At 59.9% G+C, this 12,249-nt stretch carries 11 protein-coding genes; 2 read left to right on the forward strand and 9 right to left on the reverse strand.

Features of this window, described 5'->3' with window-relative positions; all coding sequences use genetic code 11:
- Positions 1-90 precede the first annotated feature (90 nt).
- The 8 genes from JK621_RS01445 to argF form a co-directional block, all read right to left on the reverse strand.
- On the reverse strand, positions 91-897 hold the full coding sequence (locus JK621_RS01445; protein WP_212558342.1) for a transglutaminase family protein: 807 nt from the start codon (positions 895-897) through the stop codon (positions 91-93).
- The gene (locus JK621_RS01450) at positions 894-1,823 is read right to left on the reverse strand and encodes an alpha-E domain-containing protein (protein ID WP_212558343.1); all 930 of its coding nucleotides are present in this window, start codon (positions 1,821-1,823) and stop codon (positions 894-896) included. The genes JK621_RS01445 and JK621_RS01450 overlap by 4 nt, the downstream gene beginning before the upstream one ends.
- Positions 1,817-3,253 carry a circularly permuted type 2 ATP-grasp protein gene (locus tag JK621_RS01455; RefSeq protein WP_065505825.1) on the reverse strand — a complete coding sequence of 479 codons (1,437 nt, stop codon included), beginning with the start codon at positions 3,251-3,253 and terminating at the stop codon, positions 1,817-1,819. The genes JK621_RS01450 and JK621_RS01455 overlap by 7 nt, the downstream gene beginning before the upstream one ends.
- 274 nt (positions 3,254-3,527) lie before the next feature.
- Positions 3,528-3,914 (reverse strand): 2-iminobutanoate/2-iminopropanoate deaminase, encoded by a 387-nt coding sequence (ridA, locus tag JK621_RS01460; protein WP_004953012.1) that lies wholly within the window; start codon positions 3,912-3,914, stop codon positions 3,528-3,530.
- A 464-nt stretch (positions 3,915-4,378) separates the two neighbouring features.
- Positions 4,379-4,843: an aspartate carbamoyltransferase regulatory subunit gene (pyrI, locus tag JK621_RS01465; protein WP_212558344.1), complete on the reverse strand. Its 465-nt coding sequence runs from the start codon at positions 4,841-4,843 to the stop codon at positions 4,379-4,381.
- Positions 4,844-4,855: 12 nt separating this feature from the next.
- On the reverse strand, positions 4,856-5,791 hold the full coding sequence (gene pyrB, locus JK621_RS01470; RefSeq protein WP_212558345.1) for an aspartate carbamoyltransferase: 936 nt from the start codon (positions 5,789-5,791) through the stop codon (positions 4,856-4,858).
- A 414-nt stretch (positions 5,792-6,205) separates the two neighbouring features.
- Entirely contained in the window at positions 6,206-7,774 is a 1,569-nt protein-coding gene (locus tag JK621_RS01475; protein ID WP_212558346.1) for an ABC transporter substrate-binding protein, read from the reverse strand.
- Between the two features lie 238 nt (positions 7,775-8,012).
- A complete protein-coding gene (argF, locus tag JK621_RS01480) occupies positions 8,013-9,032 on the reverse strand; it encodes an ornithine carbamoyltransferase (RefSeq protein ID WP_212558347.1) in 1,020 nt (339 codons plus the stop codon).
- Between the two features lie 163 nt (positions 9,033-9,195).
- Between argF and rraB the strand changes: the two genes are divergently transcribed.
- Complete coding sequence (rraB, locus tag JK621_RS01485; RefSeq protein ID WP_006323358.1) at positions 9,196-9,624, forward strand: ribonuclease E inhibitor RraB; 429 nt, start codon at positions 9,196-9,198, stop codon at positions 9,622-9,624.
- A gap of 49 nt (positions 9,625-9,673) precedes the next feature.
- Positions 9,674-10,438 carry a tRNA isopentenyl-2-thiomethyl-A-37 hydroxylase MiaE gene (gene miaE, locus JK621_RS01490; RefSeq protein WP_212558348.1) on the forward strand — a complete coding sequence of 255 codons (765 nt, stop codon included), beginning with the start codon at positions 9,674-9,676 and terminating at the stop codon, positions 10,436-10,438.
- Between the two features lie 15 nt (positions 10,439-10,453).
- Here miaE and JK621_RS01495 read toward each other — a convergent pair whose 3' ends face one another.
- Positions 10,454-12,061 (reverse strand): GMC family oxidoreductase, encoded by a 1,608-nt coding sequence (locus JK621_RS01495; RefSeq protein WP_212558349.1) that lies wholly within the window; start codon positions 12,059-12,061, stop codon positions 10,454-10,456.
- Positions 12,062-12,249: the final 188 nt, after the last annotated feature.

The raw sequence follows: 12,249 nt of genomic DNA on the forward strand, positions 1-12,249 counted from the left end.
ATCCTTCAAACGCGAAATAACACCGTGCCCGATGACGGCACGCCGGAAAAACCCAGCGTGCCGCAAACCGCGGCGTTCGGCAAGGGGATGTTATTGCCCCTGCGCCTGGCCGGCCGGCATCATCTGCACCGCCGCCACGGCCTGCATATCCTCGCTGCCGCCGCCGAGCCTGATGCCGCGCACCGGGCAGGCATCCAGGTAATCGATCCCCACCGCCAGCTTAAGGTGCTGATTCGGCAGGCGGGTGTTGTTGGTGACGTCGAAGCTGTGCCAGCGCTCGTCCACCCAGGCCTCTGCCCAGGCGTGGGTGGCGACGTGGGTGGAATCTTCGCTGTAAAGGTAGCCGCTGACGTAGCGCGCCGGAATGTTCAGGCTGCGGCAGCAGGCCAGAAAGACATGGGTATGATCCTGGCAGACGCCGTTGCCGGAAGCGAACGCCTGGGCGGCGCTGTCGGTCACCTCGGTGGCGCCCGGCGTGTACGGCATTTTCAGCAACAGATCGCCCATCAGTTTTTCCAGCCCGGCAAGCAGCGTTTCCGGTTGGTAATAGCGCAGCGCGAAGGCCTGGATGGCGCTGTCGGGCTGGGTCAGCGGGCTGCTTCGCAGGAACACCAGCGGCGAGAGATGCCCCATCGCCGGGTCTTCTACGCCGTCTTCAATCTCCACCACGCCGTGGGCCTGAATGGTGATCGCCTGATGCGGGTGATCCAGCGTCAGCACGTGCAGCACATTGCCGAAGGCGTCGGTGGTGCACACCGCGTCTTCCGGCAGCGTTAACTGCCAGGAGATGATGCGCTGGTGCTGCGAATCCTGCGGCGTCAAACGCAGATACTGAGTGCTGCGCTTCACCTGCTGGGCGTAGGTGTAATGGGTATTGTGCTCAATATTCAGTTTCATTGCGCCTCCAGATAAGTGTGATGGATGCTTTCCGCGATGCCGTTGATCTGCTCGAGGAATAAGCCCAGCCAGTCGCTCAGCCCCACCTTGTTCAGATCCTTCATGCTGCTGAAACGCAGCGCGGCGTGCAGCGTGTGCGCCAGCCGGCGCGGCTCATTGGCGCTGTTGCCGCCAATCTGCTCCAACTGTTGCACCATGTCGCCGACGCAGGCCAGCAGGGAGCGCGGGATTTCATTACGCAGGATCATCAGTTCGGCAATGGTCTCCCGGCTGAGCTGCTGCTTGTAGATGCTGTGATAGGCTTCGCGCGCGCTGACCGCCCGCAGCAAGGTGTCCATACGGTAATACTCGCGCACCGGATCGCTGTCGTTATCCAGCAACTCGTTTTTCACTCCGAGCAGGCGTGCGGTGCCGTCTGCCCGCTCCAGCAGGGTGCCGAGGCGGATAAAGCACATCGCGTCGCTGCGCAGCAGGGTGCCGAACATCGCGCCGCGGAACAGGTGCGATCGCTCCTTGACCCAGTCGAAGAAGCCGTCGGCGCCCACCGAACCTATGCCCTGTCGGCGGATCAGCTTCATTTCGATCCAGGTGGCGTTAATGCATTCCCAGACCTCGGAAGACAGACTGCCGCGCACCGCATGGGCGTTGTTCCAGCCCATTTGCAGGCAACTGTAGATGCTGCTGTGGTTACGGCTGTCGAGCGCAAAAAAGCTCACCAGATTGGCCATCGTCAGGTCGGGATAGGCGGCGGCGTACAGTTGCCCGGTGCCGGTCAGGTTGAGCGGCACCTGCAGATCATGATCCTCGCTGTCGCGGATCGGCATCATCGACAGTTTGTTGGTCACGTCGAGCACCCGGGCGATGCTTTCTGCCCGCTCCAGATAGCGGGCCATCCAATAGAGTTCACTGGCAGTTCGGCTCAGCATGCGTCATCCTCCAACACCCAGGTATCCTTGGTTCCCCCGCCCTGTGACGAGTTGACCACCAGTGAGCCTTGCGCCAGCGCTACGCGCGTCAGGCCGCCGGGCACAAGGCGAATTTCCGCGCCGCTCAGGGCGAACGGCCGCAGGTCGATATGACGCGGCGCCAGGCCGTCGTTGACGAAGGTCGGGCAGGTCGACAGCGCCAGCGTGTTCTGCGCAATGTAGTTGTGCGGTTTAGCCAGCAGCAGGGTGCGGAAGTGGGCGATTTCGTCCTTGGTCGCCGCCGGCCCGATCAGCATGCCGTAACCGCCGGCGCCGTGAACCTCTTTCACCACCATCTGCTCCAGGTTCGCCAGCACGTACGACAGCTCATTCTTGTGGCGGCACTGCCAGGTGGGCACGTTGTTGAGGATCGGCTCTTCCTGCAGGTAGAAGCGCACCATGTCCGGCACGTACGGGTAGATCGACTTGTCGTCGGCCACGCCGGTCCCTATGGCGTTCGCCAGCACCACGTTGCCGGCGCGGTAGACGGAAAGCAGCCCCGGCACGCCGAGCATCGAGTCCGGGCGGAACGCCAGCGGATCGAGGAAGGCATCGTCCACCCGGCGGTAGATCACATCCACCTTGCACGGCCCGGCGGTGGTGCGCATAAACACCGCGCCGTCCTTGACGAACAGATCGGCGCTTTCAACCAGCTCCACGCCCATCTGCTGCGCCAGGAAGCTGTGTTCGAAATAGGCGCTGTTGAAACGGCCCGGCGTCAGCACCACCACGGTAGGATCGTTGATCGGCGAGCTTTCGCGCAGGGTTTGCAGCAGGTGCGACGGGTAGCGCTCCACCGGGGCGATGCGCTGCTGGGCGAACAGCTCCGGGTACAGGCGCATCATCATCTTGCGGTTTTCCAGCATGTAGGACACGCCGGACGGGGTGCGAAGATTATCCTCCAGCACGTAATACTGGCCGTCGCCGTTGCGCACCATATCCACGCCGACGATATGCGCGTAAATATTGCGGTGCAGATCGACCCCCTGCATGCAGGGCTGATACTGATCGTTAGCCAGCACCTGTTCCGCCGGAATAATCCCGGCTTTCAGAATATGTTGTTGATGATAGATATCGTGCAGAAAGGCGTTGAGCGCCTGTACGCGTTGGCGAATGCCACGATCGAGCATCGCCCATTCGCTTGCGGGGATGATGCGCGGCACGCTGTCGAACGGGATCAGCCGTTCGGCGCCGTCATCCTCGCCGTAAACGTTAAAGGTAATGCCCACCCGGTGGAACAGCAGCGCAGCCTCTTCTCTTTTGCGTTGAATGGCCTTTTGGTCGGCCTGTTGCAGCCAATGCCAGTAAGCTTCGTAGTGGCCCCGGTGTTTACCCTCAGCCAGAAGCATCTCATCAAAAAACGGTGAAGCGGACAGGTCGATATTTAGCATCGTCACCTCGTTGACATTGCAGGCTGTAACAGGATCGAGCATAAAATGTGCCAAAATGTGAAAGGGGCGAAAAACGGCGTAAAAAGCAGGAAAAAGGCAGGGGAAAGCGCGATTTGGGTGCAGGCGCGGCGAGCGTTGCCTTAAAATGGGGCGAAAATGTAGTGCATTGGGGTAGCGATGATCCTTGATAGCGCACCCTAACGGATCGTTGCTTCAGATGGGACAAATAAAAACGGCCAGCCGATGGCTGACCGTTGGGCGCGGGGTCGTGGAATTAACGACGGACGGCGATGGCTTCGATCTCGATTTTCACGTCTTTCGGCAGACGGGCCACTTCGACGCAGGAACGGGCCGGGAACGGCGCGTTGTGCTCGGTGAAGAAGCTTTCGTAAGCGGCGTTGACGGTGGCGAAATCGTTCAGATCTTTCACGAAGACCGTGGTTTTCACGATGTCGGCGACTTTCAGGCCGGCGGCTTCAACGATCGCCTTAACGTTTTCCAGCGACTGGCGAGCCTGCGCGGAAACGTCGTCGGCCACAGCGCCGGTTTTCGGATCCACCGGGATCTGGCCGGAAGTGATGATCATGCTGCCCAGATCAACGCCCTGCACGTAAGGACCAATGGCTGCCGGGGCGAGTTCAGTGCTGATGTTACGTGACATTTTTTCTCCTAAATTTACCCTTCGTCTTTCAAACCGCAGCGTTGTTGGCTGCGTGTGCTTACCCCAGTCACTGACTTGAGTCAGCTCCTGGGGATGCCCACACTTGCCGCCTAGCTGCGATTCGAAATCCATTGGGTAATGATCCCCTTCGTCTTTCAAACCGCAGCGTTGTTGGCTGCGTGTGCTTACCCCAGTCACTGACTTGAGTCAGCTCCTGGGGATGCCCACACTTGCCGCCTGGCTGCGATTCGAAATCCATTGGGTAATGATCCCCTTCGTCTTTCAAACCGCAGCGTTGTTGGCTGCGTGTGCTTACCCCAGTCACTGACTTGAGTCAGCTCCTGGGAACTCTCGCACTTGTGGCTCGAAATCCATTGGGTAGCAACGTGGGTAGTTTCTTCAGAGACTCATTATAGGGAGCGGCGAGCAGATTAACAGCGCCACTCCCGGTAAATCGGCATATTTCAATCTGCCTGTAATACCACCTGATGTTCGAACTCTTTCTCGCAGTAGCGGCACTTCAGATGCACTTCGCCGTCGCGGGATTTCACGCCAAAGCTGGACGCTACCGGCTCGCTGCGGCTGATGCAGTTGCCGTTCGGGCAGGTCAGCACGCCGTCGATATGGTCCGGCAGGCTGAGGGTCAGCTTGCGCACCACTTCGTAGTTGTCGATGCGGTTCACCGTGGCTTTCGGCGCGTACATCGCCAGCTGGTTGGCCTGCTGCTCGGTCAGGAAAGTGTTCTCGATTTTGATCAGGTCTTTGCGGCCCAGCTCGTTGGAGGGCAGGTTCAGGCCGATGGTGATGCGCTGGTCGGTGGCGGTCAATTTGAACAGCGTCAGCAGTTTAAAGCCCACCTGCGCCGGAATATGGTCAATCACCGTACCGCACTTGATCGCTTCAACCTGCAGTTTGTTATCCTGAGTCATGATGGTTCCCCCTTAAAGATCCAAATCTGCGTTTAATACCAGCGCCAGCAGCGCCTGGCGGGCGAAGATGCCGTTGCCTGCCTGCTGGAAGTAATAGGCGTACGGCGTGGTATCCACGTCGGTGGTGATCTCGTCGATGCGCGGCAGTGGGTGCAGCACTTTGAGATTGGCGCGCGCGCCGGCCAGATCCGCCGCGCGCAGGACGAACTGCGCCTTCACGTTGGCGTATTCCGAAGGATCCAGACGCTCTTTCTGCACCCGGGTCATATAGAGAATATCCAGTTCCGGCACCACTTCTTCAATGCTGGCGTGCAGGCTGTACTCGATGCCTTTCTCTTCGAGCATTTTCAGGATGTAAGCCGGCATCGCCAGTGCATCCGGGGCGATAAAGTAGAAGCGGTTGCCTTCGAACTTGGCCAGCGCCTGCGCCAGCGAGTGTACGGTGCGGCCGTATTTCAGGTCGCCGACCATGGCGATATTGATGTTGTTCAGGCGGCCCTGGGTTTCCTGGATGGTGAACAGGTCGAGCAGCGTTTGGGTCGGGTGCTGGTTGGCGCCGTCGCCTGCGTTGAGCACCGGGATGCCGCCGGAAAACTCCGTCGCCAGCCGCGCGGCGCCTTCCTGCGGGTGACGCATCACGATGGCGTCTACGTAGGTGCCGATGACCGAGATGGTGTCGGCCAGCGTTTCGCCTTTCTTGCCCAGCGACGTATTGCTGCCGTCGGCAAAGCCGACCACCGAGGCGCCGAGGCGGTGCATCGAGGTTTCGAACGACAGGCGGGTGCGGGTCGAGGCTTCGAAGAAGCAGCTGGCGATCACCTTGTGCTTGAGCAACTCGGGTTGTGGGGTGGCTTTCAGGCTGGCGGCGGTGCGCAGCACCAGCTCCAGATCCTCGCGGCTGAGATCGTTAATAGAGATGATATGTTTGTGATACAGCGGGTTGGCCATTTTTCACTCTCCTCGACGTATGCCCGTGGCGCGGGAATGCCCGTCATCTTTCGAACCGCAGCGGCGTTGGCTTCACTCTGTCACCCCAGTCACTCAGTTGGCTAAGTTCCTGGGGAGCCCATCGGTTGCCGCCTGGCTGCGCCCCGAAATCTCTTGGGCATAATTTTTAAGGCAAAAAAAAGCCCCTCAACGAGGGGCCTGAAACGATCGGTTTGGCAACAGGAGAAACAACGGCAGCTGGCCGCCGATTGGCAGTCGGTTTTGTCGGTTGCGGCTAACAAAACACGTGGCGTTTTTCATGCTTTCTCCTGGCAAATTGTCGCGCATTATACTCGCGCTTTTCGCCACTGCAAGCGCTAAAACACCGATTTTTGCCGCTTCGCAATCGATTGGCCGGCGATGGCCGCTTGCCGGTTATTTGCTGACGCGATCGTAGTAGACCATGTCGGCGTTCAGACCCTGTTGGTAGCCTTTGACGTTATCGCGCAGCACCACTTCGGTTTTGGCCTGATCGATAAAGACATAGGGCGAACTGCGTTGCAGCTCCTGTTGCATGGCGGTGTACAGCGCGGTGCGTTTGGCCGGATTGGCTTCGGCTACCGCGGCCAGCGTCTGCTTGCTGAGCTGCGGGATCTGCCAGCCGTTGAGGCCCGCTACCGTGCTGGCCTTGCCGTCGTTATAGGCGAAGGCGCTGGCGTTGGAGTGTGCGTCAAAGTAGTCCGGGATCCACAGACGGATCGCCGCCTGGTGCTGTTTGGCGCGTACCCGCGAATAGACCTGGCTGCCGGCGGCCGGCAACAGGTCCAGCTTCACGCCACCCTGGGCAAAACTGGCCTGCAACGCCTGGGCGATGGTGATAAACGGCGGCTTGTTCTCCACGTCCAGCGTCAGGGCGGCGTTGGTGATGCCGGCCTTGGCCAGGATCGCCTTGGCTTTGGCCGGATCGAAGCTGAACGGGTTGTCTTTCAGCGCGCCCGGCAGCCCGACCGGCAGGAAGCTCTGATGCACAAAATATTGGCCTTTCAGCAGATCCTTGGTGATGCCCTGATAATCGATCAGATAGCGCGCCGCCTCCCAGAAGGCCGGGTTTTTCAGCAGCGGATTGGCGGCGTTGCCGGCGTTGAACACTAAATAGTTCTGCTCGGCGGACGGGATTTCCAACACCTTCACGCCCGGTTGATTTTTTAACGCCAGGGTCTGGTCCGGGCCAAGCTCACGCGCCACATCGGCGTCGCCCTGCTGGATCAACAGGCGGCGGGTGGCCGGGTCCGGCACGCTTTTAATGATGACGCTGTGCAGCAAGGGCTTGCTGCCCGGCGAAGTCGGGTTGGCGTCCAGCACGATCGCCTGATGCGGCTGGTAGACGCGCATTTTGAACGGCCCGCTGCCGGCGGAGTGCATTTTCAGCCAGGCGTTGCCGTAATCGCCGTCTTTGGCGTTCGGCTGCACCGCCTTGCTATCGACGATCGAGGCAATGGGCGTGGAGAGAATGTTCAGCGCCACCGCCGGGCTCACGTCTGCGGTCCAGCTCAGTTGCAGGCTGTGTTCGTCGATTTTCTTCAGTTGCGCGTCGATGTTGTCCGGCTGCCAGCCGAGCACGTTGAGGATAAACGCCGGCGATTTATTCATTTTCACTGCGCGGCTGTAGGAGAAGATCACGTCGTCGGCGGTCAGCGGGTTGCCGGAGGCGAACGCCGCCTGCGGGCGCAGCCTGATCGTCAGGGTTTTTGTCGCCGCATCGCCCTGCCAGCTTTCCGCCAGCACCGGCACCACTTTCGCCGGATCATCGCGATCCGCCTGCACCAGCCGCTGATACAGGCTGGGCACGGTCTGGATGCTGGACAGTTCGTTGGCTTCCGCCGGATCCAGGCTGACGATATCGTCCAGCGATTGCACCACCACCAGCGTGTTGGGCGGGGTAGCGGCGAGCGCAGAGGCGGACAGGGCGGCAAGCATTAACAGCGGCAGGACGTTGGCTTTCATTGGTGTGTATCCCCTGAGGGCGCCACGCATGGCGCTGAGAAGTGTTTGTTATCGTTGGTTTTCGCACCACGGTAGAACCTTTGCCCAAGGCTGGCAAAGGTCAATCGGCTATTTGATATGACAAGAATATATTAGGCGTTCTGGCGGGGGGTGCCAGAGCGGGGAAGGGGTTGGGGCGCACGAGCCGGCAGGCCTGCGCGCCCCATTGCCTGTGCGTGACGCGCCCCGGCAATATACTTTAAATCGTTTCGCTCAGCGTGGCGACCATCACCGCCTTGATGGTGTGCAGGCGGTTTTCGGCCTGATCGAACACCACGCTGTGCGCGGATTCGAACACTTCATCGGTGACTTCCATGCCGCCCTGCAACCCGTATTGTTCCGCCATCTGTTTGCCGAGGGTGGTTTGGTCGTCGTGAAACGCCGGCAGGCAATGCAGGAATTTGACGTTCGGGTTACCGGTCAGTTTCACCATCGCCATATTGACCTGATAGGGTTTCAGCAGCGCGATCCGCTCCTGCCAGGTTTCTTTCGGTTCGCCCATCGACACCCACACGTCGGTGTACAGGAAATCCGCGTCTTTCACCCCTTCGGCAATGTCTTCGGTCAGGGTAATCTTGGCGCCGGTCTGTTGCGCCAGCGCCTGACACTCGGCCACCAGCTCCGGCTGCGGCCAACAGGCTTTCGGCGCCACCAGGCGCAGATCCATGCCCGCCAGCGCGGCGGCTTCCAGCAAGGTGTTGCCCATGTTGTTGCGCGTGTCGCCGAGGTAAGCGAATTTCACCTCGCTCAAGGGTTTGCCCGGCAGGTGTTCCTGCACGGTGAGCAGGTCCGCCAGCAGCTGGGTTGGGTGGAATTCATTGGTCAGCCCGTTCCACACCGGCACGCCGGCATGGGTGGCCAGGGTTTCCACCAGATGCTGGCCGTAACCGCGGTATTGAATACCGTCGTACATCCGGCCCAGCACGCGGGCGGTGTCTTTCATCGATTCTTTATGGCCGATCTGGCTGCCGCTTGGGCCGAGATAGGTGACCTGGGCGCCCTGATCGAAAGCGGCAACTTCGAAAGAGCAACGGGTGCGTGTCGAGTCTTTTTCGAAGATGAGCGCAATGTTCTTGCCCTGCAGACGCCGCGTTTCCTTACCCTGCTTTTTGGCCTGCTTCAGTTCGGCCGAAAGCCGCAGCAGCGCCAGCAGCTCTGTCGGCGTGAAATCCATTAACCTCAGAAAGTGACGTTTGTAGAACGGGTTCATCGTACTCATTTCCGCATGTCCTGATCGTTTTAATTGAATTAAAATTCACTTTATATGTATGAATATTCAATTTCAACCCCACGGAAGAAATCTTTCACGTTTATCGTGGCAGCTATGGCGGCGGTGTGTGAAAATAGAAGGAATACAGGCCATTTGACTTGAGGATATAGGCATGGCAAACCGCGAACAGCTGGAAGAACAACGTGAAGAGACCCGCCTGATCATCGAAGAACTGCTGGAAGACGGCAGCGATCCGGATGCGCTCTACACCATCGAACACCACCTCTCTGCCGAAAAGTTTGAAGTGCTGGAGCAGGCCGCTGTCGAAGCCTTCAAGCTGGGCTACGAAGTGACCGACGCCGAAGAGCTGGAAGTGGAAGACGGCACGCTGGTCATGTGCTGCGACGTGATCAGCGAAGTCGGCCTGAACGCCGAACTGATCGACACCCAGGTCGAGCAACTGTTGGCGCTGGCGGAACGTTGCGGCGTCAACTACGACGGTTGGGGCACCTACTACGAAGATCCGAACGGTGAAGACGGTGAGGATGATGAAGAAGACGGTGAATTGATCGACGAAGATGACGACGGCAAACGCCACTGATTAATTTTTGCATAGGAGCCGGCGCAAGCCGGCCCTTATAATGAAGTCTATGAAATACCAATCCCTGTTATCCCCGATTCTTAACTTCCTGCACTGTGAAACGCCTGATGCCTGGATCGACGCTGCGCGCCGCCCGGAAAACCTGCCGCTGTTGCTGACCGACCATATGGTGTGCGAGCTGAAAGCGGCGCAGACCGGCATGTGGCTGATTCGCCGCTACGTGGCGGACAAAGAGAGCGGCGATGCCTTGCTGGCGCTGCTCAGGCCCTACGAGGCTTTTTTGCATGAAGCGCAGGGCGAGCCGGAAGCGCTGTTCCGCCAGGGCCAGTTCACCCGGAAAATCTTGCCGAAAAACGGCTCGGCCTACGGCCAGGATCTGGCGGACAAGATGGTGCTGCTGATCAAAGAAGAGCTGCACCACTTCTCGCAGGTGCTGGAGATCATGCAGGCGCGGCGCATCCCCTACAAGAAAACCACCGCCAGCCGCTATGCCAAAGGCATGATCCGCGAGGTTCGCACCCACGATCCGGCCACGCTGATCGATAAGCTGATCTGCGGCGCCTACATCGAAGCGCGCTCCTGCGAACGCTTCGCCCGGCTGGCACCGCACCTGGACGACGAGTTAAACCGTTTCTACGTCTCGCTGCTGCGCTCCGAGGCACGGCATTATCAGGATTACCTGACGTTGGCCGAACAGATTGCCGGCGGCGACATCAGCGAGCGGGTGGCCCACTTCGGCCGCATTGAAGCCGCGTTGATCCTGTCGCCGGACAGCGAGCTGCGTTTCCACAGCGGCGTGCCCGCAGCCGCCTGACCGCCGGGCGTTCCCTTACTGCGGTGGGCCCAGCAGCAAATCCACCGCTTTTTCCGCCAGCATGATGGTCGGCGCATTGGTATTGCCGCTGGTCACCTGCGGCATCACCGAACAGTCGATCACCCGCAGTCGTTCAAAGCCGTGTACCCGCAGTTGCAGATCGGTCACCGAGTCCTGCGGCGACGTACCCATGCGGCAGCTGCCTACCGGGTGATACACCGTTTTGCAGAAGTTACGCACGAACTCCTCCAGTTGCGCCTCATCGTTCAGCCATGCCGGCTGCGGCATCAGCAGATCTTTGACGATCGGCTTGAGGGCGGCGGTTTGCAGGAAGCTCAGGCCGAACTTCACCGCGCGCACGCTGCCGGCCAGATCTTCCGGGTGGCCGAGGTAATTGGCGTGCAGCTTGACCGGATCGCGCGGATCGCGGCTGCGCAGCAGCACTTCGCCGCGCGCTTTCGGTTGCAGGTAGCCGACCTTCAGCGTGAAGCCGTGAATATTCGGCAGCGGCTCGCCGGGTACGTCGTCCCAGCTGTCGAGCATCGGCAGGAAGTGGATCTGCACGTCCGGCCGGCCGTCGCCCAGGCTGTCGGTGAAGGCGGCGCCTTCCAGCACGTTGGAGCTGAGCACGCCGCTGCGGAACGCCAGCCATTCGGTGCCGTGGCGCAGCGCCTGCAGGCCGCGATCGGCGCCGAACAGGCTGACCGGCTCGCGGGTGCTGACGTTGATCGACATATGCAGGTGATCGTGAAAGTTTTTGCCCACCGGCAGGTCCGCACGCGGTTCGATCCCCAGCTGTTGCAGGTGTTCGCGCGGCCCGATGCCGGACAGCATCAGGATCTTCGGTGAGCCTACCGCGCCTGCGCTGAGGATCACTTCTTTCGCGGCATGGGCGGTGACTTCGCCGCCGCCGTTCTGGCTATACACCACGCCGGTGGCGATGTTGCCTTCGAACAGCACCCGATGCACCAGCGCGTTCAGTTTCACCACCAGCCGTTGATCGTTACGCACCGCTTTCAGGTAGGTGCGGGCGGTACTGGCGCGTTCGCCGTTGTGGGTGGTGGTCTGGTAAAACCCCACGCCGTGCTGGCTGTCGCCGTTGAAATCGTTGCGGTATGGCAGGTTCAGCTCCTGGCCGGCGCGGATAAACGCCATGCTGAGCGGGTGGCGGTAGCGGTTCTCGCTGACCGGCAGCAACCCCTCGCCGCCGTGATAAGCGTCCGACAGGCTCTCGTTGGCCTCGGCGCGTTTGAAATAGGGCAGCACGTCCTGATAGCCCCAGCCGACGCAGCCGTAACGTTCGGCCCATTCGTCGTAATCCTGCCGCTGGCCGCGAATGTAGATCATACCGTTGACCGAGCTGCTGCCGCCCAACACTTTGCCCTGGGCAATTTGCATGCGGCGGTTGTTGGCGTGCGGTTCCGGTTCGGTTTCATACGGCCAGCTTTTTTTGGCGATGATCTTCGCCACGCCGGCCGGCATCTTGATGAACAGGTTATTGTCGTCGCCACCGGCTTCCAGCAGCAGCACCCGCGCCTGGGTGCGGCGGATCAGCTGCGCGGCCAGCACGCAGCCGGCGGAGCCTGCGCCGACAATGATGTAATCAAAAGCGTTTTCCGACATGACTGTTCCCCGTGCGAATGCGGCATAAGCCTGTCAGGGCAGAGTAACGCAAGGCGGCAAGAGGTCAATTTGTAATCGTTAATTTGTTAATGAATATCACAAAAAAGATGATGATTGGTTTGTGTGTTGTTTTTATCATTCTGATTTTATTGTGTTTATATAAATACAATAAAACATGACCATGTTAA

This window comes from Serratia plymuthica, from assembly GCF_018336935.1.
In the GTDB taxonomy this organism is placed as follows: domain Bacteria; phylum Pseudomonadota; class Gammaproteobacteria; order Enterobacterales; family Enterobacteriaceae; genus Serratia; species Serratia plymuthica_B.